This window comes from Paenibacillus germinis (genome assembly GCF_013141785.1).
Lineage (GTDB): Bacteria > Bacillota > Bacilli > Paenibacillales > NBRC-103111 > Paenibacillus_E > Paenibacillus_E phytorum.
The window spans coordinates 98,700-123,414 of the sequence record NZ_WHOC01000082.1 but is presented as its reverse complement, the minus strand read 5'-3'; the positions used below and the strand labels follow the sequence as shown (position 1 = coordinate 123,414).

The window sequence follows — 24,715 nt, the reverse complement described above, 5'->3', positions numbered from 1 at the left end:
CTGCCCGTTACTTCAAAAAACAAAAGAGGAGCTGCCGCCAAGCAGACTCCTCAACTATAGTTACCCATTTTCCAAAAACTTTTCCGTTACTTGTTACACGGTTCTCTGTAACGGCAAGTTTAAGGCCACTCTTTGTAGGATGGCCTTCTCTTTGTGAAATACGTTCCATCCTTTATCCGGAAGCTGATTTACTTATAAATGTTGAAGGCCTATGCGATTGCCTTCACTGTCTAAAAACATTCCCAAATATCCTGCGTTATTGCCCGTATTGGTTTTCTCCATGATCACTTGTCCACCCGCTTCAGGGACCCTTGAAAGAATGATGGCCAGGTCTGGACTTCCGTCAAGGTATATCGTGACCCCATCGACAGATGGCTTACGATGGGGACCCTTCACTAACGCCCCTCCGTTGTACTGTTCCTGGACCGGGAAAAACGCGTATTCATCATCCCCTATGGGCATCGACTGCATATCCATTCGAAAAATCCACCCATAGAACGTTTTGGCCCGTTCCATATTCGACACCGGAATCTCCACCCAAATAAACAAACGTTGCAACATTTTCAAACCTCCACTTTCATTCAATTTGCCGTTCAGAAATATAGACGAACGAGCGGCCGCAAAATCATCGGTTCACCGTAAAATCCATACTCGCGTCCAAACATGTCGGCAAACCAAACCGGGCAAATAAATCGGTGTCAATGAAATGATGGATATGCGCGATCTTTCCATTTTGAATCTCGAGGATATGTATGCCCCATGGGACCAAGACCCCATCGCGTCCGGCTGGAACATACTGTGCAAAGGCGGGACTATTGCCATTAGAGCGTACAGACACCAAACGGGAACCCGTGCAATGGCTGCTTGTTGTTTGGTAAAATGATATCATTTTCATTTTGCCGCACACCCACATCACAAAAGGCGGCATAGACAAGCTGCCACTCTCGTGGAACAGCGCCAACAACTTTTCGATGTTGTATTGTTCGAATGCTTCTACATAACAAGCAAGAAGTCGTTGGTCTGCATCGACGTCCATCTCTCGTAGCGCATCAGACCGAAGATTCGCTTGCGTTAGCGTCGCCCTCGCTCGTTGCAAAGCGCTGTTGACGGCCGCTACGGTCATACCCATCGCATCCGCCGTCTGTTTGGCCGACCATCGGAATACATCGTGCAGAATAAAAACGGCGCGTTGCCGAGACGGCAACGTTTGCAAAATCGCGATAAACGATAATCGAATGGTTTCCCTGCTAACCGCGATATCAGCTGGGTCGCCAGCGGTATCGGGAGCCGGCCATATCCAAGCAGATCGAGGCAAGTTGTCCCTGGGTTCCACGATAATAGAGGCAGGATCGGACAAGTCCATCGGAAGCGCCCGACGCTTTGCATGCCTGAGCTTGTCTAAACAAACATTCGTCGCAATGCGATAAATCCAGGATCTGCGAGAAGAGTCCTGTCAAATCTGGTCCCAGCTCTGCCATACACGGAGCATGGTATCCTGTACTGCGTCTTCCGCCTCAAAAATGGACCCCATCATCCTGTAACAGTATCCAATAAGTTCGGAACGCAACTCCTCAGCCATGTCCAACTCCCCATGCTTTTCGCTCATTCTAGTATCCCCTACCTTTCTTGCCCCACCAAAATCGGATTGGAATGGGTTACAATAACTCGTTCCATTATTATCATTCTAGCACATTGTATGATAATCAATTTTTACGCTTTTGCTAATAAACTTGCCGTTTCGCGTGGTACGGTTCTACGTAATGTATTTATGCAAACTCATCGAATGCTAAACAGACTCTTCCAACCCATGGATTAAAATTGAGTGCAAACTTATTAATTACGCAAGCCTGCCCGTCCCTTAAATGAACTAAAAAAGGAGCTGTCCACGAGGCAAGCTCCTTCACTATAGGTCCTCGCTAGTTGAATAAACTACAAGCTACCTGGTAAACCATGCAGATACATATTTATACAATCTGTACTCTGTTTTAATGCATTAATTGTTTTTTGAGATAATGTTTCTTTCTCTACTCTTATAAAGCCACATGAACTCACTCAATTGTTAACTTCATTTTCCTGCCTCCGGTAATTTCGAATCCATTATTTTCATAAAACGAGACAGTACTATCGAACTCTGGAAGAGGTGGAGTAGCAACTTCTAAACGCTTCCAATATTTACCTCCCCCATATTCTTTGGCGGAAAATAATAATTTTGAGCCAACACCCTTTGAACGATATTCTGGGTGCACATAAAATTCTTGAATTATTCCAAAGTTTCCATTTGCATATAGCGAGTAACTTTCACACAAAGATAAAAAGCCAATGGTTTGCTCGTTATTTTCATCAATTGCCTTAAATACTTTATAAATTCCTGACTCCAGATAATGTTTACATTTATCCATTGTACCTGAAACTATAAATAAATTTGGTGAGCTATTAGTCCTTAAACAAATTTCTTTTATTAAGTGTTCAAATAGTTCGGTGATAATAGGAAAATCGGATATTGTAGCTTCTTCGATTCGTAGCATTAGCAAACCTCCTATTTTCAGAGTAAATATAATCCAATTCGGAATTGAATAATTATACAAAATTATTTATTATTATTCAAACATTTTCAACATGCTTGCTTAGTTTTTCTGCCGGTTAGCTGAGAAGGTTGCCGTTCTATGTTGTCGGCATGGTAAAAACAAAAAAACGCCTGATTGCTCAGGCATTCACTTACCGTTCATGATCAAACAATCTCCTCAAGCTCATACAGCGATGCTTCCCTGTTGCGAATGATTCGCCGCAGCAAGGATGCCATGTCACGCGTGATGTCTCCCCGCTCGAAAAACACTTGCACCGCATCGCGCTCCGCCTGTATGGCGATCCAGTGGAGCTCGCGTCGGCAATCGTTGAACGACGCATCCTTGCGCCGCGAGCCGAAGGTGAATCTGCGCAGCCTATCCAGCATTTGCTGGTAATAGTCCAGCACGCCTTCGGTTGCATCATCGCTTTGGAGGGCGCAGCGTTTGGAGAATTCATCGACGACGGCTTGGCTGCATTGCATTTTCAGTGTGCGAATCGCAGCGATATCAGGTTCGATGTAACTTGTCACCAGATGAGGCTGGGAGATGGACGTCATCAGCGTTTTCAAGCGTCGCCAGATGTTCTTGACGATGACTTTGCCTAGATCCAGCTTATTAGCTAGAATGAGCTCTACTTGCTCCAGCATTTTCAAATAATAATTTGCCTGTTCACGGCTAACTTGCCCGTTCTCCAAACGTTCGTTCACATATTTGCGCTCTATATCCAGCGCCAGCAAGCGTATTCCTGCTTCTTTCTGCTGAAAACGCGGGAGTCGTTTCCATTTGCCATCCTTTTGTCCAAGCTGCTGCATCATGAGTTTATAGTCGCCAATCACAGTGTCTACAGCGACCTCGTTCTTCTCGGTGCTGCTCTTCTGGAGTGCCCGCACAGCGGCAGCCATGACCTCGATTTGCCACTCACGCTCCATCCGTTCCTTCTCAGCATCACCCGCTGTGCTTTTCTTCTTTGCAAGCAGCGGCAGAACGATACTCGCCGTCAACAGCGAGAATAGAATGACGGTCGCCGCAAGAAAAATAATTAGATCTCTCTGAGGAAAGGGGGCGCCATTTTGAAGGACAAGCGGAATGGAGAACGCACCTGCCAACGTCACCGCTCCACGCACACCGGAAATAGCTGTTAACGTCAGCATACGCAAGCTGGGCACCTCTTGATTCTGATTCCCAAACCAGCGCCCTCCTCTAGCGAACATAAGCGTCCACACAAAACGCAGCAGTAACAACAGAACAAAAATGAGAATGGCATAACCGATGACTTTGAAATTATCGAAATTCGGGTCGCTTAGAATCGTCCGGGATACGCCCGGGATTTGCAGACCCAGAAGGACAAAGACCAATCCATTTAAAACAAACAAAATGACAGACCATGTTGCATTAGATACATTTTGGAGAGTCGGCATCGTAAACGCCATACGTTCGTTCTCGATCGCATGCACCAGACCTCCCGCTACAGCCGCCAAAATACCCGATACTCCAAGTTCCTCGGCAATCAAATAGAGCAGAAAAGGCGTCAAAATTTGCAGCAGCATGTGCATCGTCTCATCCTCAAGTCCTGCGCGGCGCAGCAGCTGACGAATGCCGATAATAAGAAAAGCGACCAGTGCCCCGATCACTAAGCCCCCAATGGAGATGACGAGAAAGCTTAGACTTGCCTTCGGTAGAGAAAAAACACCGGTGACCGCCGCGGCTATGGCGAACTTGAAGGCAACGAGACCCGATGCATCGTTCATCAAGGCTTCCCCTTCTAACAGCCGCTTCAAGCTTTTAGGCAAATGAATCCGCCCGGCTAAAGAGCTGACTGCTACGGCATCTGTTGGAGACAGGATGGCGGCTAACCCGAAAGCAGCTGCAAGAGGGATAGAAGGAATCAACCAGTGAACGACATATCCGACGACGCACACTGTTATGAAAACTAGACCCACCGACAGAAGAAGAATCGGAGCGCGCAATTTCCAAAGTTCATCTCGCGGTGTATGCTTTCCATCGTTATACAACAACGGGGCAATAAACAATAAGAAGAACAATTCCGGTTCCAGGTGCAAGTGAATGCCAAGAGGCACGATCACCAGTAAGGCGCCTAATGCAATCTGGATAAGGGGGACGGGAATGAACGGAACGAAGCGGTTCACGACATTCGAGACGCCAATCAGAACCAATAGGATGAGAATAATAATAAAAACGTTCAAGCGGTTATCTCCTTCTCCGAATAGTTCAATAGATTTCTAAGAAATCACTATGGGCATATTTGCCATAAGAATACGACGTACTTTTGTAATAATTCAATATTTCCCAAAAGAATCCTTCCCCATCCATACAAAAAAGACAACCGATCATTAGACCGACTGCCGTTTTTTCGTATATTCACATCTGGTTAGCTTAAGCGTCAACTTCATATGTCCATGTAAGACTGATATTATCTTCGAATATCGATCCGGGTTATGATCGCGATTGTGCTCTTATTCATTCATTACTTATAATATGAGGTCGTTAGTGGAATAAAAACACCTGTACTGTCTGTATCCTTATCGATTGAATAGAACACGGTAACTTCATCTAGACCTGCGATAGTAACTTCAATCACTTTTAAACCATCATCAACCGTTACGGTATCTTGTTTTAATAACCTTGAGTTTTTATCTTTAATATTAATTTTGACATCAGTTCCAATAGCAGCCACTTGTAAATAAAGGGTTTGGAACTTTTTCTTTGGTTCTAATGTGAAGTTAGAATCTGAAGTGCCCATTTGTCTGAAAACTTCGACATAATCCTTGTTTTTGTATTGAGTTAATTTAGGATCTTTAATAGCTTGATAAAAGACTTGATTCGCGTTAACAGGAGTACCTTCTACTTTTTCACCAAATAAAACGCTATTAGATGCAGCATCATAATCAACAGCCACATTCAAGGAATTTGCGATGGCTCTGGCTGGCAGATATGTGTTTCCGTTAAATGTAATTGGAGTAACTACATTTCCATCTGCATCTAACAATTGTATTTGTTTCCCATTTACCTTTACCTTTAGGTCATTGTTTAAATACGCTTGGATTTCCTCCAGGTTGGCACCTGCATAAACTCCTGCGCTAGCACTGAGTAGAAGTGACGCTCCAATCAAAGTTACAATTGTTTTTTTCAAAATGATTTCAATCCTCCTTAGTTATCAACAAAATGAAAACACTTTTTGATAATACCATAATTTTCCACTAGTTGATACGCTAGCTTTTTTAAAATTATAAGTCTTGAGATAAACGTATCATATCCCTGCATTGTATTCCGTTTTCATAAATTTCATCAGAGTAATGTTTTACAAAGAAGTCCCTATCAATCCCAACAATTCTAAAACCACATTTTTGATATAGAGCTAGTTGTCCCATTCCTGAGTTCCCAGTGCCAATCTCAATTGTTTTATAACCCTGAAACTTAGCATTTTTAATTGCATGCTGTACCATCTTCTTTCCTATCCCTTTACCTTGGTGGGTCTCGTTGACAGCAATATTCACCAACTCAACTGTCTTAGGTCTTGTAGGCAATATTACATAAACTGCTAAAATAGTGTTATTCATCTCTGCTATGTAGCACTGCCCGCGTTTGAGATATTCTTTAACAATCTGTTCAGAAGGGTCAGCTAACAATAACAGCTCCATTGGAGGCGACTCGTACGTATCTAACTTGCGTATTTCCATTTTAACCCTCCTTTGTTGAACCATCATTACCCGTACTCAAGTATAGTTTCTGTTAGTTGAACAACCAATTGTAGCAAAAAAACTATAACGTCCTTATCATATGGATGTCATCAGGTTCTTTTTCAAACAGGTCTTTATCTATTTCTGTTGTAGTTGTGGAACCGCAACTTGAATAAAATTTTACCGCAGATTCTGTTTCTGTTGAAGAAATGTATAAATACTTCGCCCCTTCTGCAATAGCAACTTTACTTAGTGCATGTAAAATTTGGCTGCCAATTCCTTGTCTTCGATACTGACGAGTAACATACATGAGGTCTATCTGAAGTTGATTATTTTCTCTTCCTCTAAACTTGTGAGCCAATACTCCAAATCCGACTAATTTATCTGCGTCAAAAGCTCCATAAGCTGTCCCGCCGTTATTTATTTCATACTCATATCTAGAAATTATCGCAAGATAATTCTCTTCGTTCCAATTTGGGCATTCAGAAAGGTTACTACTGGAATGCCCAATTTATCACAAATATCCTTTCTATCTATATAGTGTTCTTGGGATGGGACTGATTATTCGAGACACCAAAATAGTTAAAAAAATAATTTATCAACTTCTCTCGGGTTTCAAATAAACGACCCTTAGCATTTATGGTATCAGTTGGTTCCACCCATGCAAAACCATCAGAATCATATCGTGGAAAGACATGCATGTGATAATGCTTTAAATCATTGAATTTACCACCATTCTGAATAACCGTTATACCATCGGGCTGAAATTGTGCCTTTAAGACCCTTGCTAACATTGCCGATGCCTTAATAATCTCATTGGCGGTGATTTCGTCCAGATCATCGATATCATGGTAATGTTTTTTAGGAAGTATTAGCATATGCCCTTCATTTAATGGTGCAATATCAAGAATGCAAGTAACAAAATCATTCTCATAAACCGTGTGCGTTTCAATTTCATTATTAGCAAGTTGACAACCTAAACACTGATTCTCTTGCATTTCGTTCCCCCTCTATACCTCGACATATCTAACAACTACATGCGAAGAAGGCAGCCGCTCCTCTGACCGGCTGCCTTCCCTAGTTGTTATTGAACTCTCAATCTCCGTCGTCTTAATATACTTAGCTTTCTTCTTTAAAAAACACCGCTCTAATAGCAAAACGAGGTAAAATCAATTGTCTCCGCCATCTTGAGGGTTGATTTATTAATCGAAACAGCCATTCCACTTTTAGCTTTTGCCAAATGGCCGGTGCTCGTTTTACTTTGCCAGCGATGATATCAAGACTTCCTCCAACGCCAATAGCTACTCTAACATTGAGCTTATCCTTATACTTATAGATCCAACGTTCAGCTTTAGGAGCTCCAAGTGCTACAACTAAGACATCGGGACTCAAAATTTCTATTTCTTCTACAATTCGTGCCTCTTCCATATGATCATAAAACCCGTGATGTCTTCCCAGTACCGATACATTCGGATATGTCTTATTGATATTCTCGGCAGCCTTTTTACTAGTAGCTTCATCCGCACCTAGAAGGTAAAAAGACCAATTGTTTCGGTTTCCGGTCTCAAGTAACTTGACTAGAAGATCACAGCCGGTAACACGCTCGGGCAGTGGATTCCCTTTTAAATGCGATACCATGACGATTCCGATACCGTCAGCTGTGAGGTGACCCGCCTCGTCAATAATGGAACGCAGCTGTTTGTCGTGTTGACAAGACATGGTGATTTCCGGATTGAGCGTAACAACATGAAACAGTTCTGTTTTTTTCTCAGTTATTACTTCGCTAATCAATTCAACGGTATCATTCATTGTTATTTTAGGAACCGGAATTCCCATGATTTTCGAACATTTCTCCATTTGAGTGCGCATCCACCTTTGATTCATATATCCACATTTTAACATAAAGGCCTTAGTCCATAAAATAAATATAAGCCGCAATTTTAGTAGCTTACTTTCTGCTTCAACAGTGGCTTATAACAAAAAAAACCGCCATAAAGGCGGATGAAAGTATTGGATTATTTTCTCCATATTAGGATTCATTTTTTGTCAATTTTATAGTGAAGCAGAACGATTCCAGACCTAAAATTCCTTGTTTCTAACAGTTCAAGTTTATTTTTTTTGACATCTTTAAAAAGCGATTTTCCAGCTCCAACAATAACCGGAGTTACCACGAGCAAATACTCGTCAATCAATCCTTCATTGACAAGCTGCTGTACAATCGTACCGCTCCCGAAAATAGTAATATCAGAACCTTGGTCCCCTTTCAATTTTCTTACTTCATCTGCAAGATTACCATTAAACAACTTGGAATTCTCCCAGGTTACTTCTTTTTGGGTTTTTGAAAACACCACTTTTGTCATCTGATTTAATTCGTTGGCCATTCTCCGAGCACCTTCGGGAGCATTTGGATTCTTCGCAACAAGTGGCCAATAACTTTCAAACATCTGATAGGTCACCCTGCCAAATAGTACCGTGTCAGGATTCATCATCTCATGGGCGGCTTTATTGACTTCGGGATCATGTATAAACCAGTCAATTTCTCCGTTCGGTCCAGCATAATAACCATCAATTGAAACACTGTTAAACATGACAACTTTTCTCATAAAAAACACCCTTTCTATATTGGCTTAATCCAATAGTAGCCCGATCGTAAAGCAAAGTCTTGTATAGAAACGACAGCTATTGAGAATAACTCAATCGAACGATTTGTACAGGCGTCAATCCAATAAAATGCTTTAGTGATCGGGTTAAATGCGCCTGGTCGTAGTAGCCAGCTTGATCAATGGTATCGAATATAGAAGTGCCGTACAGCAGGAGTTCCTTCGCAAACTTCGCACGTTCCATTTGGCGAACGGTGTTGTGTGTCAAGCCAGTGGCTTGCAAGAACCGTCGTTGGACGGACCGCAAGGACACATCTTTAAGCTGACCTTGTAGAACGGCGTCAACCAGGTCATCGCGCACCAGATGACCGCATCGTACAAGCTGGTCGACAAACGTGTCCGCATTCTCATAATCAGGAAACTGCAATGCAGACCCATTCATCCAAAAGGATTTGCTCGTTGCATCAGGCAGGACGATATCTCTTCTGTCCCGGACCAAGCTTAACGGTAAATGCGGCATAAAGGCGCCTGGTTTGAACATGATACCAAATATCTCTGTTTCCCTGGGACAAGGCGCTGGGGCTGCTTTCGTTCCTGGCCCCCACAAAGTAAGGGTTATCTTACCATCAAGTTTGGCGACGACCAAACCCCAATGACGAACTGCAGGAAAGATATACGGACCTGAGTTTATATAAGTAGGAGTAATCGTCTCAATAGGAGTTCGCCAAATTGTTTCTACAAAAGGCGAGTCGGAGTGTCTCTCTTCAAAACGATAACTCTTGCTTCTACATGTAATTTCTGACAAAGCCTCAGTAGTTTCAGTGAGTGCTTTGCGAATATGCGCTCCTGCACTTGTTATTATTTGGCTTCCAGGTCGGAAATTGTTCATTAGAACCCTCATTCTTTTGGAATGTTCTGACCCAGTAACGTTTTCAATTGCTCAGCCGTAGACGGTGATGCGGTATAGATCATAATCTTAAGTTCCGAATTGGTCGGTGGCTGTAAGGTCACATGTTCAAATTCCATCTCTCCAATAAATGGATCGTTCCATCGTTTGTGGCAGTCAGCGACGGTCTGAACATCATGTTTTGGCCAAAAAGAACGAAATAATCCACTTACCTCCATAAACTCCTCTATTAATCCCTTAAGCCTTTCGTCGTTCGAGAAAAGTGGGTAATCCGCACGAAACCGCGCAATCATGACCTTTGCTTTAGCTTCCCAATCCACATTATTCGTTTTTAGAGATGAATCCGTCAGAAAACGTCTCAACCAATTAGGGCGCTGTTGTAATTCCTTTGAGAATGTTGGTAGTCGAAATACAAGCTCTGCCGCTCGATTCCACATCAATAAATCCCAACCTCTTCCCAAAATGAAAGCAGGATTAGGTTCAAGAGCCCTCACCGTTTGCTCCAACCCGCTACTCACTTCTTGTTCCTCTTCTACCTCCAGTTTTGCTGGCATTGCAAGCATATGGAGATGGCGGCATTCATCAACGGATAATCGTAACGCTTCCGCCAAACTATTTAATACTTCCTCTGATGGATTTACATCTCTACCCTGTTCCAATGAGGTATACCATGAAACACCAATATGAGCAAGTTGGGCCACCTCTTCTCGTCGAAGTCCGGGCGTTCGACGCCGCCCATAAGACGGCAACCCAACTTCCTCTGGAGTAAGGCGCTCTCTACGTGCCCGCAAAAATTCACCCAGAGATAAGCTGGAAGAAAATTCTTTCATAGGCTGTTCCCCTTATCCTGACACTGCCAATCCTATGTTAAACACAGGAAGGCAGCAGATTCCAGTTTCTGTAATACTGTTAGTATAGCATTGACAAACCCGAGGAGGTAATCAAAATGAATGTTTTTTTGACTGGAGCAACAGGAAAAATAGGGAGCCGCTTTGTACCACGTTTGCTGCAGCACGGGCATAACGTTAAAGCAATGATCCGAGATGTTTCAAAGTCGAGTACATTTCAACAGCTAGGTATTGAGGTTATCGAAGGTGATCTGTTGCAGAAGGAAAGTCTCGCAACTGCTTTACAAGGCACTGACGTCGTGGTGCACTTGGCCGCTCAGTTTCGCGGAGTAGATGAAGCTGTGGCGAAACTGTCAAACATCGATGCCAGCATTGCTTTAGCAAGTGCTGCCTTAGATGCAGAAGTTCCAAGATTTGTGTTTGCGAGCACCAATTTAGTGTATGGTTCTGGAGCTGGAGCTCCTAACAGACCGAGCCGCGAAGAGGACGAATTACGACCTGGATTCCCTTATCCTCAAACCAAAGTGGCAGCAGAAGAAGCCTTGCTCCGTCTGCATCGTGAGAAGGGATTGGGGCTTCACATTCTACGGTTTGGTTTTGTCTATGGTGAACATGATCCCCATGTCACAGAATTTCTTCCAATAATGAGCAAATGGAACCTCGCCAAACGGCTTCATATGGTACACCATGCGGATGTAAGTCAAGCTTTGCTGCTTGCTTCCTGCATGCATGGAATAAATGGCCACATTTATAATGTTGCTGATGATTCCCCTATAACTGTTGAAGAACTGTTTCGACTTCATGGTCTTACTGACCACCACTTAACAGAAGCTATGCAGCAAGAGTTCAACCCATGGGATATGATCGTAGATACAACACGCATCAGGGAAGAATTAAACTATCGACCAATCTTCCCTTCGTTTTATTCAGCTAGAGATGCAGGAGCTTTGTAATCTTAGCATCATGTCCAACCATTTACTCTCAGCATCCTGATATCGGTAATGTCAAGATCATCCAGATGATACGGCTAGCCTCATTCATGAAAAAAAGACCATGTCGAAGACATGGTCGAATGATCCAGAACGGAAGAGTCCTTTATTTATCGTACTTGTAAAGATTAATTTCGTGCTTCACGTAATAAAGATCTCCGTACTTATCCGTTGTCAGCAGCGTCACACCTGCCCCGATTAAAGAAACTGCGTCTTTGTTGGCAGAATTGGCGTCAACAGCGTACAATTTCGCACCGACGCTCACATAGACGTTACCGTCGTTGCCGACAACCATCTTGCCGCCTTGCCAAGACACGGGTATTGAGCTGAATTTGTCGGGATATACTGTCGTATGAGCAGCATCTGGATTATTCGGATCGATAATAAACAAATCTGCGGTCGTATCGTGGGACGAATTGCCTGACGAGTTCCCTTCCGCAAGTCCCCATATTTTCCCATCCGGACCAACGATGAGATCGGAGATGACTTTTCTTCCGGGGGCTGGGACGAATTGAGGAACAGGTGTCGAGTTGGCGCCCGTTGTATTCCAAACGAACACTTTTCCTTCCGTCGCATCAACCGTGCTGCTGATTCCCCCGTAAACGGATGTGCCGCCAAAAACTTTATTGTTCTTGTATGCAAGTGAAATAACACTTTGATGGTAGACAATATCGTTAATGGTCGTGACTTGTTGGGAAGTAGACAAGTCATAGACGGTGAAGGAGCCTTTATTATTCCCGGAACTCGCTACTGAACCGACATAAAGCCGATTCATTGAGGGTTCTGCCAACATGCCAAACGGACGATCCTGTTTGTAAGGGGCGTCGTCGATATCCTGGAACAGGAGCGAAGGATTCGTAGTATCATTCCATGTCGACGTTGTATCGTATTTTTTGATCCACGCGCCGGGATATATGCCTAGATACAGATTGTTGCCCAATGTCGTCATATTTTCCGCTTGGCCTGCGCCTTTATAGCGCTTTTCTTCGGATGTGTCCGGATTATAGACGCCCATCCCTCCAAGCAAATAGCCGCTTGTGTAAATATTGTCGGCTGGCCCCTTGACCAGTGACCGGATTTTGGTCACAGATTCTGGAATTACAAACGATGTCGTCGTATCAATTGTAGGCGTTGCTGCGAGCTTATATTTCAAAATTTTTCCTGATTTAAGCGCAGCATACAGATAAGTGTTGCCTGCATCGGTCAAATAAGTATAACCAGCTGCGCTTCCTCCTACATCGCCCAGATTTAATTCTGCTGCTGATGAAATATCGTAGCTATAAAGACTATTCCCTTTCGTGTAGAACACTTTGTCATCCGAAGGGTGTTTCATCGATACGCCACGTGAGTCGATATCGCTTAAGGAAGAGGCAATCGCACCCGTTGTGCTATCCAATACCAGCGTTGGACCCGCCGATAGCTGGGCGAACACCCTCGACGCCGATCCGTTCGAAATATAATCGAGTCTATTCACAAACTTGCTGCCATAATTTGGCGGGGAAATGGTGGTTTGAGTTCCATTCGTTGGATTAAAGCGAATGATTGTCGCATTCGAGGTCGGTCCCATGCCCATATAGACCTCAGAATCGCTCGCATAAGCGATCGACCTCACGAAATCAAGGCCACTGACGATGGGTAGGCCACTGTTTAAGACGACAGTCCCTCCGGTCGGATCGTACTGGAACGCTTTGCCGTCGGTGGAAGTTCCGCCGTAGACTTTTCCGTTGCTTCCCGCCGTTACGTCCCAGATAACGTCCATTCCGGTTTGTAGGGTGATTGGCACCAACGAGCTGCCAGTAATTACTTTTTGCCCATTAACCGTGCCAACTGTGCCGGGGAGATACCGAAACATCGTTTTCTTGTTAGCCGTTCCCAAATAGAGGGACTTATCAGTTGCCACCGTCATTCCCCAAACTGCTTCTATCTTAGTGTTATTGGGATCAACCATGAGATCTCGATCATCCAACAGCTCACCCGTTCGGGCATCGTAAACCACCAACTTGGACGGAAACCCGCTGGAACCGACATACATTAGATCCGTGTTACCGCTTGCATCTTTGCCGAATACAGCGACGTCAAGAGGATTGTTCATAATTTGAGTGCCGAGATTGTATTCAATCGGGCGATCCAGCGTCACATCATCAACGTAAGCGACCATCGAAGTTGTAGTCCCGGTCGTTAGATATATGGAGACGGATGCTGTGCCTGTAGGGGCGGTAGCGGATACAGAAACCGGAGTCCATTGTGACGCAGTGCCGGTGAAATCGTTTGCAGAATCTTTAATCACCGTTCCAGCGGAATTCTTGAAAAGAAGGTGGATGCTCAGTCCGGAGCCGCTGGACGGGTAGATTTTGGCTGTAGCTCCGACTCTTGTGCCAGTAAAAACCGTTACCTTCGAGCTTTCCGCAGTGCTAGCAGTGGTTGGGCTGGAATCGTCCAGTTTAAGACTGTAGGTTCCCCCCGCCTTCTGCACCGTCGAAACGGCTGCACCAGAGGACACTGTCCAAGTATTGCTTAACGAGTCTTCGAAGCCTGCATTTTTAACGGTTTGACCGATCGAAACATCGTCGATATAGGCTGTTGTAACAGTCGTTAATGAGCTGTAAACCATGACCGCTACTTGTGTCGTACCAGTTGGAGCTTTTGCTGTAATAGATCTCTTCGTCCATTGATTGAGTGTTGGCGTAACGCCAGTGTGCGGAACAATCGTTTCAGTAGTGCCATTATAGAAGATCAGCCAAACATCAACCGATCCTTGCTCAATATAAGCAAAGACTGAAGCGGTGTACTCTTCATCTTCTGTAACGCTAACCTTTTCGCTGACTCGAGCTAGTGAAGCCGTAGAACTGGTATCCACCATTTTCATACTGTTCAAGCCAGTGTAAGCTCGCTCACTCGAGACGGTTGCTGTATTTTGGCCGTACGTGGGGTGTGTGGTCCAATGCGGTATGCCGGTTCCGGCATCTTCGAAAGAAGAGTTGGGGATAGATATCGTGATGCCAGATGCGCGAGCATCGAGGCTCTGGAAACAGCTGATGATAAGCATACAACTAAACACCATACAAACGAGGCGAATCCACATGGGGCGAAACGTAATTGCTTTCATAATTACCACTCCTCACACAAAGTTTGGCTGCGGTCAATCGTGAAGCTGTCTATACCGAATTGCGTTTACAAACTCCTTTCCTACCCAATGGGGCCTATATTCGTCAAGTTCACCTCCCTTCCGTCTTTAACATTCAACTGGTTACTGTGATGGATCAGCGAATGTTAATACCTTGTATACTGGATTATCTACTCTCATTTTAAGCCCACACGTGCGTTTAAAATATGTCATCATTTCTAGAAAGTGTGGACAATTTCAAGAAGAAGTGTATAAAATTTCAAGATATACTTTACCGACGGGTCAAAAATTACACAAAAAAAACCCTCTTCATTTTCATAGAGGGGGTTGATCCAAGCGATAAATTCCTCAAATTTTTGAATAAGCCAACCTCGCTCCACTTTTAGTATCATCTGCTCACTAATTAACAAAGCTCTATCTCTGGAATTCCTTCCGTGCTTTCCTGAATGTCTTCAAACAGTCCGTCTGCCCGCACCTTTGTGTAGTACTCATATTGTCCGATAACCCCATAGTCTCCTTGCATGACACCTGGATAGGCTCGGTTTACCGAATAGATTTGACTTCGATGTGCATGAAGCGCACGCCCTTTTGTTTCACGCTGATTCACTATGTTCACTTTTCCAGTTATGGGAACTGCACCAGTTGGTGCTGAATCTGCGCAATAATCATAGTAGTGAGGAATCGATGCGAAAAACAAGGTGCAATACTGACTGGACATCAATTTCTCCTCGGATTGAAGAATCGCTTGTTCTGTAGCCCGGGATATGGCTATATGATCTCGATGTCCAGTCACTCCGTTTGGGGGAAACGTAACGATGACGTGTGGCTGCAGCTGCACAATATGGGATTCAATTTTTGCGGCTATTTCGTTAATATCCTGGTTAATCAAACTACCATCCGCGTAATGAAGCAAGTACAAATTAGTTACTCCTATGACGTCGCAAGCCTGTGACAATTCCTGCTCCCGGAGTGTGGCGAGTTCCTGCTTGCAGGTTACAAAATACTCACCAGACTTTCCCCCACAACCAGAGGTTGCGCAAATCAAATTGACGTCGTGACCGGCTTCCCTATATTTGGCCATGGTGCCGGCACAAGCGAATGACTCATCATCAGGATGGGCAAAAACGAACAACAGCCTTTTTTTCATTGGATCCCTCCATTGGACTAATCATCCATCATGAAATTTCTGATAGTGATCTAGAGCCAGAGCCATCATTCCGTATATAGGCTCCTTATTCTTGTTTTCGATTTGTCCGGATGGCGCAAAGGTGTTGAATTGGTTCGTTACATATTCCCTCACAAACGCATTGTTTTGTAGAACGCCGCCTTGCAAAATGATTTGAAAAGGTTGTCTATATAAATTTATTCGCTCAATGACGGCCTTAGCACATGTAAATAACTGTTCGGCTGCCTGAATCATAATGGACTTAGCCACTTGATCGCCCTGCGTATGAGCTTGTGAGACGAGACTGGACAATTCAGCTACTTTCTCCACAGAATAGCTCGAATTGTATGTCCAATTAAACAAATCCTCAGGATCTTTCAGATCCAAATAAGGAAGAATATGCTCAGCCAATTTGTTAGGGGCCACCCGCCCATCCATGGTTTTCAAAATGTGAATGATCGCTTGTTTACCGATCCAATACCCGCTTCCCTCATCCCCAACTCGGTGCCCCCACCCTCCTGCTCTGGCAACCACGCCTTGGTCATTAACGCCATAAACGATGGATCCCGTTCCAGCAATCATAAGAATACCTGGCTGACCATTGGTTGCCCCAAGTAATGCTGCGAAGCCGTCATTTTCAATAATTAAACGTTTGGCACGTATACGTAAATACTGCAGCGCCTCTTCGACCAACGCTAGGATGATCCTGCGGTCATATTCGGTATCCAAACCAGCGATCCCCAATGCGGCACAATCCGTTTCTAATTCGGTTTCGCCAACCTCCCCATTCCCTACTAATTTACCGTCCTCCAAAGCATTTCGAATCGCATGGATAAGCTCCCTCACGGCTGCTTCTTTACCGACCCCCTGATAATTACAAGACCCTGATCTACCCTGTCCTCGAATCTGACCATGCATATCGAAGAAGTAGCACAGGCTTTTTGTTCCTCCTCCGTCCACAGCAAGAAATGGAATCTTTTTTGCTGACATTATGGGTTCCCCCACTCCCTCATGACTTCATCCAAAATCAGCAGTGCGGTTCGGCTTTTATGATCCGACTCCGTCAACCATTGATCCAGAGCTAGTTGATCCTTACACCGTATCTGAATCATTCTAATCATCTCTTGGGGGCTTGGTCCTCCTGGTAAGGAGCGTATTTGAATAAAGTTCTCAGGGTCTAAGGCTAGTGCCAATGTATCTCTATCCATCATCAAATTACGACCGATGATCTCCTTAGCTGCTTCATTGACGAGTTCCCATGTAACTTCGTTCGCTGCTAACCCTTCCGACATCGCTCTCTTTACGACTGAACTTACGATATGGTGGGAAGTTCGGAAGGAGAGTTTGTCCGTTCTAACCAAGGTATCCGCCAGTTCGGTAACGGTAGCGAAGCTGCCTTCAGTCCGTTTACGAAGTACCTCTTTATTTACATCCATAGTCCCCACTACGACTGTTAGAAGTCGATAGATCTTGTCCATGAGTTCAAGAGATTTCCATGCATAAGGCTGCATATCGTCTTCGGTATCAACAATATCGCCGAAAGGCGTATTATGCATCATCGCAAGCACGGAATCTGCATTACCTACGCAGCTAGATAGAAGCGCGCGCATGTGTTCTAGAGAAACAGGATTACGCTTTTGCGGCATGATGGAACTGATCTGTACATAAGGACTGGCTACCTTGATAGCGGCGAACTCCTGTGTACACCAGAGCAATAAATCCTGCACGACTCGACCCAAGTTGATAGCTGCAAGTTTAATGGAAGTAGCAACCTCTCCCAAATAATCCGCCCCGCCAATCGCATCATAGGAATTCTCTACGAGCTCGTCGAAGGCTAGAAGCTCTTTCACTCGTTTCCGATCAATAGGAAAGCCCGACGTTGTAAGCGCAGCAGCTCCCATACTACTTCGGTTGCAATTATGGTATGCGGCCGTCATCCGGCGGATGTCTCTCGTAAGCGAGTCAACAACAGCCATGATGTAGTGAGCCATGGTGGTTGGCTGCGCCTGCTGGGTATGTGTGTAGCCAATCATCAACGTATGGATATGCTCTTCTGCGAATTGTAGAAGCTGCTTACGTAACTGTAAACCGGATTGCATCGTAACCAGAAGTTTCTCCCTAAGTACCATCCGGTAAATAGTGACACCCATATCGTTACGGCTCTTCGCTAGATGCAAATTACCAGCAACATCGCCTGCGTACTGCTGAAGCTGGCTTTCCACCTGGAAGAATAAATCCTCAAACTCACCCGTATAACTAGAGCGGCGGAGATGATCCATGTCAAGATGTACAATGGCTGTCGCAATCTGGCTTGCCTCATCTTGTGAAATCAATTGCTGCTCCTTCAACATAATCAAGTGAGCTTTGTTAATGGCCATCATGGCATCCAATAGATGCTGTTTGGCTTCATTATAAGCAGGTTCTAGAACAGCTTCTATATAGGTTTTACCAGGAAAAACCTTACCTTCACTTTCCATAATAGACTCACGATTTCCCATCCAGTTGTTCACCCCCGTCTTTCATTACTGGTTTCTGTAACCAGTTTTCAAGTAATTGATGTAAGTTGGTGATTGCTTCCGCTATAATCCATTCCCCTGCTTCTAACGATGTCTGCCCGACATGCCCTGTGTAGCCATCCCAACCTGCTGGACTGCCTTCCACTAATACATATGGCAGATTCGAAAGTGAATGATTTGCAGTTAGGTCTACGTCACTGTCACTTACGTGAACCAAATCAGGTCGAAATGCTTTGACAACCGACATTTCATACGGGCCACCATGACCTCTGCCAGTTGTTCCTTTAAAGATTCCAACTTCTTCGGCACTTTGCGTTGTTACCATTTGCCACCAGTTCACTAATAGAACACTAGCGTCCTTATAGGTTGCTGTAATGGCTTCAGCTACTGTTCTGGAAACACCCATATTCCCATCATGTGCGTTTAACAAAAGCACATTTCGGATACCCATCTGACAGATCCCGTCAACAATTTCATATAAATAATCCGTGATGACAGACGGACTCACTGAGATTGTTCCTGGATACTGACGGGTCTTTCCAGGACAAGCCGTATAAGGGATGACGGGATAAATGAGCGGCTTCAAGGCAGGATGTAGACGCTCAGCGAAACCATTCGCTAGTATGACATCAGTTCCGAGCGGTGAATGCGGCCCGTGATATTCGATGGATCCGAGCGGCACCACTGCAAAACGGACTTCTTCTAAGACAGTCTGTAGATCACGACCGTGTACTTCCTTAATATCCATGGGCTTGATTCCCCCGTTTGGTAAATCGGGAGGCCCGTACAGGTCTCCCTCTGTTGTTATTATTGCTTTAAGCTGATCATGTTCACGAAGAGACGAATAGAACCAGGGACAAGGTTCGGAATTTCACGGTACCATACAAGCGAACTATAGGTGTAGGTTCCCTTACCGTATTTAGCGCTTAAGAACGTTCCGGTAAATTCCTTCTCCCCTGCATCGCCGTTAGATATCAGCTGCGTGTACTCTTTGCCCCACTCAGCAGGGTTGTAAGCCGAACGATCTTGAATCCAATTGTTCCAATCTGCATCTGTAATCTTATTAGGCGTCGTAAAGATCGGATGATCAGGCGCTAGCATTGTTACTTTGGAATTCTCATCTGTGACACGCCATTGAATTAACGGTTCTCCAATTTTTATCGGATAAGGGGCAAGTTCAGGTTTCCATTTATCTTCCGGCTTATGATATTGAACGACGAGATTTCCGCCATTTTCCACATAAGAGAGAAGTCTTTGATTGCTCGATAACAGCTCTGGACGGAAACCATATGCCCGAATGCCCAATACAATCGTATCATATTGAGATAAGTCAGCTGACTGGATCGCTTTATCGTCTAGTTTCGTTACGTTCACGCCAAATTGGGTTAAGTACTGATCAATATTATCGAAACCACTAGATACATATCCCACTTTGAGACCTGTAGGCACCTTCAAATCAAATGCTTGAATCTTTAATTCTGCTGGCTGAATCAAATAGGTTTTACCGATATGTGGATAATCGATAATTTGTACGTTTTCTTTGCTGGTAACATCACCGCTAGTTGCTACCGCTGTTACTGTATATTTGCCAACTGCTGTTCCAGCAGGAGCTTTGACTTGGAACGTAAGCGGCTTCGTTTCACCTTTTGCAGCGAAATTAACTTCTTGAGATGCAGGTGTTACATTCCAATCCTTAGGGACGTTCAAGGAAATGGACGTTTTGGTAGCGCCTGGCGAGTAGTTGCGCACTGTAACCTTGACCGGAAGAGGCTCTTCGGTTTTCAATGTGTTAAGTACCGTAGCCTCAGGGCTCAACGACATAGCAAAAGCCGGGAGCACAGCCACTTGATTCGATGGGGTAACACGTATTTTTCCTGAAACATTATTTAACTGATACAAGACATCCGCACTTACTACAGAAGGTTGATATACCTGGAACTCAACTGCATCCTTAGGGACTTGAACCTCAAAAGTGGCAGAAACCGTCTTATTGTAGCTAAGCTGGTCAAACTTTGTGTTTCCGACTGCTTTCGTTGTCCAGCCCTCAGGTACATTCAGCCCGAGCTCAACGTTCTTCAGGTTGTTCTTACCGCCACTGTAAGCGGATACTACCATTTTGACCGTTTGACCAGCAACGATTTCGCCAGTTTCTGGTTTTACCTTCACAACCAACGACGATGCTTCCATACCTGCTTTATTCAGTTGAGCATCCTTCACTTGAAGGCGATACAGCAAATCGGTCTTGACGCTTGCATCTAGTGTCGATGCCTTCACATCGCTCACGGCTGTTTCAACATCCGCCTTCATTTCTTGAACCTCTCGCGCCACGTCAGAGAACACGGGGTATGCTTTAACGACTTCATCCGCATCCTTATGGAGGGCTCGTAAATCTTTGATTACTTTGTTATCTTTGCCCTTCGCTTCTATCTCTTTAGCCAAATCGTCGAAGGAGAAAGCAATGCCATCGAAGAAATCATTCTCCTTTTCGGATTTAACCGAAGAATTTAATTTGTAATAGTTGAAGCTCGGACCTTCATCAACGTGTCTTCCCATCCCTTGGCTCTTATGCATAAAACGGGATTCTTCTCCCAATTGGACATAAGAAGCGCCGTAAATTTCATCGTAATCTCCTACAGGTACAGCCACGTTGTAATCCTTATCATTGGCAGGAAGATACAGCTTCTTTACTTGCCAAGGCTGCAGCCCCTTTTTCAAATGTTCTGGAAACACCTCTGGGTTAGCTGCATCCTTGAACGCACGAACGGTTATGACGTTAATGGCCCTATGATGACCATGTGTCGATTCTTCGTTGAGGAAAGAAGGAATGACTACGTCAGGCCGCAACTCCCGGATTTTTCGAATAAGTCTTTCATAGACCACCGAATCTCCCCACTTTTTCAGTGTTTCATCGGGGCTTTTAGAAAAACCGAAGTCAAAGATAGGATCATTGATTTGCTCGCTTAACATACCCAACGTGACATTCGTGATTTTGGAAGCTTCCTGTAGTTCGCGTGAACGAATAATACCTAGCGCATTACCTAGTTCACTGCCGATCTCATTTTGGCCCCCTTCCCCACGGTTTGCAATGACACTTAACGTATTGACCCCTCTTCCTAATGAAAGATAGGCAAGCATAGCGCTATGCTCGTCGTCCGGGTGAGCTCCTGTATTCATAGCACTCGCGATGGTTGTGAGTGGTTTAATCGATTTCCAGAGATCAACTACACCTCTATCAGCGCTGACCGGCTGCGCCATGCTAGGAAGCAGCAAGGAACCTACTACGGCAACGCTAGTAATACTCGTAAACACTTTCCTCCATGTACCTTTCTTCACTTTAACTCCTCCTTATTCACCTTTTATCATCAAGCAGCGGTCTTGAACTCTAGAAGTTCCCGCAGAATGATCAACCTTTACACAGCTGTACCCGCTTTGTCACCGGTTAATTTTTTAGAGATAAAGAGAACAATGATTATAAGGATGATCTGAAGGACGCCATAGGCGCAAGCGGTTCCGAATTCAAACGCATACATTCTTTGGAAAATTTCCACCGAAATCGGGGCTGTTCTAGATGTAAACAACAGAATCGATGATACGAATTCACCAATACCTGTTACGAAGGCCAATAAAGTTCCCGCTAAGATCCCACTAAGCGACAAGGGAAATACGATGCGACGAAAGCTATACCACCAGGAAGCTCCCAGATTCCGGGCTGCCTCTTCGATCGAAGGATCCATCTGCATAAGCGTAGCCGACGTTGAACGGAATACAAGCGGTAAATGACGCACAAAGTAAGCTAATGGCAAAATCCAGAACGTCCCCACAAGAACTTGCCCAAAACTGTAGGCAGACGGTGTACTGAAAGCTGTAATTAAATTAATCCCTACAACTGTTCCTGGTAATGCCCAAGGGAGCATAATAAACACATCAAGCAATGTTTTCCCTTTAAATTTGAGGCGTACGATCGCATAGGCAGCAGCAACACCGAATATCACATTGCCTACCGTTGCAACAAAGCTCATTTTGAAGCTATTCGCAATAGGTCGCCACGTTTTGCTGTCCGTAAACAATTCCACATAATGGCTAAAAGTATATTGAGGCGGTAGTATTTGTGTCGTCCATGTACCATCAGTGGAAAAGGATATGAGAATCAATACCAGAATAGGCAATAGCAGAATGACGACGCCTATCGTGGAGAGGATCATAGCTGTATATTTTCCCCATGCACTCTTGACCTCGGTCCGATGTACACTAACTCCTTTGCTCAAATTCTGGTAATTTCGCAAGCCTTGATACCAGCGCATAATGATGAGAAACAGGATGGAAACAATGGATAATAAGGTAGACTGTGTGGCCGCCATATCCAAATTTCCATTTGTTCGGGATAAATAGATTTGCATCGTCATCGTTCTGTCGATTCCGAAAATGAGAGGAGCCGTATAAGAAGCCATGGCAATCATGAAGACAAGCAAGGACGAAGCCACGATAGCTGGAGTGAGCATGGGTAATATGATTCTCCGCCAGATATAAAGACGTCCGGCTCCAAGACTTGCAGCTGCTTCCTCCAGTGAGGGGTCGAGACCCTTGATCGCAGCAGAAGCGGTCATATAGAAATAGGTGTACATCGTAAAGGTGTGAACCATGAGAACGCCCCATACTCCTTTTAGCGAGAACGGCACGTGGTCCATCTCAAACCAAAGCTTGAGCGTCCGCGGAATAATACCGCTTTCTCCATATAGAAAAGTGAATGAAAGTACGCCAACCAGCGGTGGAAGCGCCATCGGCACCATGGCAAGAACTGTCAGAGCCTTGCGGCCTGGAAACTCATAGCGTTCCAATAGAAAAGCCATGGTAACTCCGACTATTGCGCATGTCACGACACTAAGAACGGATATATATACACTGGTCCAGAGGGCTTCCAAATTGGCGGTATGCTCCAAGCTGAAGAACCGTGCATAGTTTTTAAAAGTAAAATTACCTTCCATTTGAATGCTCTGAATAAAGGTTTGATACAGCGGAAAGAGTACATAGCCCAGCAGTATCAGGAACAAGGGAGCAATTAATACGTATACGAAATGAGGCGAAGAAGTGATGGATGGCCGTTTGATCACTGGTTGATGAGATACTGGTTTCTTGAAGGTCATATTCTCATCCTCCGCCTATTCTAAAAAGTAAATGCTTTCCTTTGGTATATGCATCGCAAGTGTATCGTCACGCTGTCGTACTTGATGACCCTGATTGACGAACATCGCTTTCAGTGGCTTATTGGATACGTCCGTCAAATAATTGACATTCACCCCGGTGAATTCTGCGATGACAACTTTAGCTAGGAAAGTGTTCTCCGATTGTGGAGATTCTGATTGTGCCTCGCGCACCGCCTCAGGACGAATAGACAGAGTGGTTTGTGCGCCCACTGCCAGATGACAATTAGGTGCCGTATGATTCAGTAACCCACTTAGAACTAGATCGGGTGAAACTCTGACGTAGACCTGATCTCCTTCTATTCGCTCCACGGTTCCATTCCACAAATTAGACTCGCCTATAAAGGAAGCGACAAAACGGTTAATAGGTCGGTTGTAGATTTCCTCCGGCTTTCCAACCTGCTGTACAACGCCGCCTTGCATGACCATAATCCGATCAGACATCGCCATAGCCTCAGCTTGATCATGCGTCACGTAAATGGTTGTAATGCCAGATTCAAGCTGCAGCCTTTTAATCTCCAAGCGTGTTTCTTCTCTCAGTTTGGCATCTAAGTTGGATAAAGGCTCATCTAGAAGTAAAATATTCGGCTCAATCACAAGTGCTCTGGCTAGCGCAACACGCTGCTGCTGACCACCTGATAATTGGTCAATTCGCCGATTTCCGTATCCCTGTAAGTGTACTTGCTGTAACGCACGCTCTACCCTTTGGAGCCTCTCGTCTTTCGGCCGTTTTCTAACTTGGAGACCAAAGGCCACATTCTCAAATACCGTCAGATGAGGAAATAAGGCATAGTTCTGAAACACCATTCCCGTATTGCGTTTGTGAGGCGGCACTGTCGTTACGTCTTGATTGCCAAATACGATACGCCCAGAGGTAGGATAGTAAAAGCCGGCAATCATTCTCAAAGTTGTTGTTTTTCCGCATCCGCTGGGGCCAAGGAAAGTAAAGAATTCACCGGGCTTAATCCGAATATGCACATCCTGAACGCCCGATACTTTCCCAAATTGCTTGGTTACATGTTCTAGAGCGACTTCGATCACGTACAGTACCTCCCTTACTTTGAGCTCGGGTAGAGGAGCTATCTCTACCCGAACGGATGTTGCGC

At 44.7% G+C, this 24,715-nt stretch carries 21 protein-coding genes and 1 pseudogene; 1 reads left to right on the top strand and 21 read right to left on the bottom strand.

What is annotated here, in order from left to right; all coding sequences use genetic code 11:
* Window positions 1-192: 192 nt before the first annotated feature.
* The 13 genes and pseudogenes from GC102_RS17355 to GC102_RS17300 form a co-directional block, all read right to left on the bottom strand.
* Window positions 193-561: a VOC family protein gene (locus tag GC102_RS17355; RefSeq protein ID WP_171690662.1), complete on the bottom strand. Its 369-nt coding sequence runs from the start codon at window positions 559-561 to the stop codon at window positions 193-195.
* A gap of 64 nt (window positions 562-625) precedes the next feature.
* Window positions 626-1,438 (bottom strand): annotated as a pseudogene (locus tag GC102_RS17350) (RNA polymerase subunit sigma-70); the annotation flags it as partial.
* Between the two features lie 15 nt (window positions 1,439-1,453).
* Window positions 1,454-1,606, bottom strand: coding sequence for a sigma factor (locus GC102_RS39485; RefSeq protein ID WP_246320967.1), 153 nt, complete (start codon window positions 1,604-1,606; stop codon window positions 1,454-1,456).
* 442 nt (window positions 1,607-2,048) lie between these two features.
* Window positions 2,049-2,525: a GNAT family N-acetyltransferase gene (locus tag GC102_RS17345; RefSeq protein WP_171690661.1), complete on the bottom strand. Its 477-nt coding sequence runs from the start codon at window positions 2,523-2,525 to the stop codon at window positions 2,049-2,051.
* A 203-nt stretch (window positions 2,526-2,728) separates the two neighbouring features.
* The gene (locus GC102_RS17340; protein WP_171690660.1) at window positions 2,729-4,768 is read right to left on the bottom strand and encodes a Na+/H+ antiporter; all 2,040 of its coding nucleotides are present in this window, start codon (window positions 4,766-4,768) and stop codon (window positions 2,729-2,731) included.
* Window positions 4,769-5,049: 281 nt separating this feature from the next.
* Window positions 5,050-5,715, bottom strand: coding sequence for a stalk domain-containing protein (locus GC102_RS17335; protein WP_216628081.1), 666 nt, complete (start codon window positions 5,713-5,715; stop codon window positions 5,050-5,052).
* 94 nt (window positions 5,716-5,809) lie between these two features.
* Window positions 5,810-6,262, bottom strand: coding sequence for a GNAT family N-acetyltransferase (locus GC102_RS17330; protein ID WP_171690659.1), 453 nt, complete (start codon window positions 6,260-6,262; stop codon window positions 5,810-5,812).
* 82 nt (window positions 6,263-6,344) lie between these two features.
* A complete protein-coding gene (locus GC102_RS17325; protein WP_171690676.1) occupies window positions 6,345-6,773 on the bottom strand; it encodes a GNAT family N-acetyltransferase in 429 nt (142 codons plus the stop codon).
* A gap of 22 nt (window positions 6,774-6,795) precedes the next feature.
* The gene (locus GC102_RS17320; RefSeq protein WP_171690658.1) at window positions 6,796-7,260 is read right to left on the bottom strand and encodes an HIT family protein; all 465 of its coding nucleotides are present in this window, start codon (window positions 7,258-7,260) and stop codon (window positions 6,796-6,798) included.
* A gap of 121 nt (window positions 7,261-7,381) precedes the next feature.
* A complete protein-coding gene (locus tag GC102_RS17315; RefSeq protein ID WP_171690657.1) occupies window positions 7,382-8,119 on the bottom strand; it encodes a WecB/TagA/CpsF family glycosyltransferase in 738 nt (245 codons plus the stop codon).
* A gap of 179 nt (window positions 8,120-8,298) precedes the next feature.
* Window positions 8,299-8,865, bottom strand: a complete 567-nt coding sequence (locus tag GC102_RS17310; RefSeq protein WP_171690656.1) for a dihydrofolate reductase family protein — start codon at window positions 8,863-8,865, stop codon at window positions 8,299-8,301.
* A gap of 76 nt (window positions 8,866-8,941) precedes the next feature.
* A complete protein-coding gene (locus tag GC102_RS17305) occupies window positions 8,942-9,751 on the bottom strand; it encodes a helix-turn-helix domain-containing protein (protein ID WP_171690655.1) in 810 nt (269 codons plus the stop codon).
* An 8-nt stretch (window positions 9,752-9,759) separates the two neighbouring features.
* Entirely contained in the window at window positions 9,760-10,599 is an 840-nt protein-coding gene (locus GC102_RS17300; protein ID WP_171690654.1) for a helix-turn-helix transcriptional regulator, read from the bottom strand.
* Window positions 10,600-10,715: 116 nt separating this feature from the next.
* Between GC102_RS17300 and GC102_RS17295 the strand changes: the two genes are divergently transcribed.
* Complete coding sequence (locus tag GC102_RS17295; RefSeq protein WP_171690653.1) at window positions 10,716-11,570, top strand: NAD-dependent epimerase/dehydratase family protein; 855 nt, start codon at window positions 10,716-10,718, stop codon at window positions 11,568-11,570.
* Between the two features lie 142 nt (window positions 11,571-11,712).
* On the opposite strand, the gene GC102_RS17290 is transcribed toward GC102_RS17295, so the two are convergent.
* From GC102_RS17290 to GC102_RS17255, 8 genes are all read right to left on the bottom strand, one after another.
* Window positions 11,713-14,712: a carbohydrate binding domain-containing protein gene (locus tag GC102_RS17290; protein WP_171690652.1), complete on the bottom strand. Its 3,000-nt coding sequence runs from the start codon at window positions 14,710-14,712 to the stop codon at window positions 11,713-11,715.
* Window positions 14,713-15,133: 421 nt separating this feature from the next.
* The gene (locus GC102_RS17285; RefSeq protein WP_171690651.1) at window positions 15,134-15,877 is read right to left on the bottom strand and encodes a PIG-L deacetylase family protein; all 744 of its coding nucleotides are present in this window, start codon (window positions 15,875-15,877) and stop codon (window positions 15,134-15,136) included.
* A 21-nt stretch (window positions 15,878-15,898) separates the two neighbouring features.
* Window positions 15,899-16,885, bottom strand: coding sequence for an N-acetylglucosamine kinase (locus tag GC102_RS17280; protein WP_171690650.1), 987 nt, complete (start codon window positions 16,883-16,885; stop codon window positions 15,899-15,901).
* Complete coding sequence (gene argH, locus GC102_RS17275) at window positions 16,885-18,393, bottom strand: argininosuccinate lyase (RefSeq protein WP_171690649.1); 1,509 nt, start codon at window positions 18,391-18,393, stop codon at window positions 16,885-16,887. The genes GC102_RS17280 and argH overlap by 1 nt, the downstream gene beginning before the upstream one ends.
* Window positions 18,380-19,159 (bottom strand): creatininase family protein, encoded by a 780-nt coding sequence (locus GC102_RS17270; RefSeq protein WP_171690648.1) that lies wholly within the window; start codon window positions 19,157-19,159, stop codon window positions 18,380-18,382. The genes argH and GC102_RS17270 overlap by 14 nt, the downstream gene beginning before the upstream one ends.
* Window positions 19,160-19,218: 59 nt before the next feature.
* The gene (locus GC102_RS17265; RefSeq protein ID WP_312883304.1) at window positions 19,219-21,744 is read right to left on the bottom strand and encodes an NEW3 domain-containing protein; all 2,526 of its coding nucleotides are present in this window, start codon (window positions 21,742-21,744) and stop codon (window positions 19,219-19,221) included.
* 77 nt (window positions 21,745-21,821) lie between these two features.
* Window positions 21,822-23,552, bottom strand: coding sequence for an ABC transporter permease (locus tag GC102_RS17260; protein WP_171690647.1), 1,731 nt, complete (start codon window positions 23,550-23,552; stop codon window positions 21,822-21,824).
* Window positions 23,553-23,567: 15 nt separating this feature from the next.
* Window positions 23,568-24,650 (bottom strand): ABC transporter ATP-binding protein, encoded by a 1,083-nt coding sequence (locus GC102_RS17255; RefSeq protein WP_171690646.1) that lies wholly within the window; start codon window positions 24,648-24,650, stop codon window positions 23,568-23,570.
* Window positions 24,651-24,715 lie beyond the last annotated feature (65 nt).

Bases quoted from the DNA above. Each gene is read 5' to 3' on its own strand.
- GC102_RS17355 (WP_171690662.1), bottom strand. From the start codon at position 561: ATGTTGCAACGTTTGTTTATTTGGGTGGAGATTCCGGTGTCGAATATG.
- GC102_RS39485 (WP_246320967.1), bottom strand. From the start codon at position 1,606: ATGAGCGAAAAGCATGGGGAGTTGGACATGGCTGAGGAGTTGCGTTCC.
- GC102_RS17345 (WP_171690661.1), bottom strand. From the start codon at position 2,525: ATGCTACGAATCGAAGAAGCTACAATATCCGATTTTCCTATTATCACC.
- GC102_RS17330 (WP_171690659.1), bottom strand. From the start codon at position 6,262: ATGGAAATACGCAAGTTAGATACGTACGAGTCGCCTCCAATGGAGCTG.
- GC102_RS17320 (WP_171690658.1), bottom strand. From the start codon at position 7,260: ATGCAAGAGAATCAGTGTTTAGGTTGTCAACTTGCTAATAATGAAATT.
- GC102_RS17315 (WP_171690657.1), bottom strand. From the start codon at position 8,119: ATGGAGAAATGTTCGAAAATCATGGGAATTCCGGTTCCTAAAATAACA.
- GC102_RS17310 (WP_171690656.1), bottom strand. From the start codon at position 8,865: ATGAGAAAAGTTGTCATGTTTAACAGTGTTTCAATTGATGGTTATTAT.
- GC102_RS17305 (WP_171690655.1), bottom strand. From the start codon at position 9,751: ATGAACAATTTCCGACCTGGAAGCCAAATAATAACAAGTGCAGGAGCG.
- GC102_RS17300 (WP_171690654.1), bottom strand. From the start codon at position 10,599: ATGAAAGAATTTTCTTCCAGCTTATCTCTGGGTGAATTTTTGCGGGCA.
- GC102_RS17295 (WP_171690653.1), top strand. From the start codon at position 10,716: ATGAATGTTTTTTTGACTGGAGCAACAGGAAAAATAGGGAGCCGCTTT.
- GC102_RS17290 (WP_171690652.1), bottom strand. From the start codon at position 14,712: ATGAAAGCAATTACGTTTCGCCCCATGTGGATTCGCCTCGTTTGTATG.
- GC102_RS17285 (WP_171690651.1), bottom strand. From the start codon at position 15,877: ATGAAAAAAAGGCTGTTGTTCGTTTTTGCCCATCCTGATGATGAGTCA.
- GC102_RS17280 (WP_171690650.1), bottom strand. From the start codon at position 16,885: ATGTCAGCAAAAAAGATTCCATTTCTTGCTGTGGACGGAGGAGGAACA.
- argH (WP_171690649.1), bottom strand. From the start codon at position 18,393: ATGGGAAATCGTGAGTCTATTATGGAAAGTGAAGGTAAGGTTTTTCCT.
- GC102_RS17270 (WP_171690648.1), bottom strand. From the start codon at position 19,159: ATGGATATTAAGGAAGTACACGGTCGTGATCTACAGACTGTCTTAGAA.
- GC102_RS17260 (WP_171690647.1), bottom strand. From the start codon at position 23,552: ATGACCTTCAAGAAACCAGTATCTCATCAACCAGTGATCAAACGGCCA.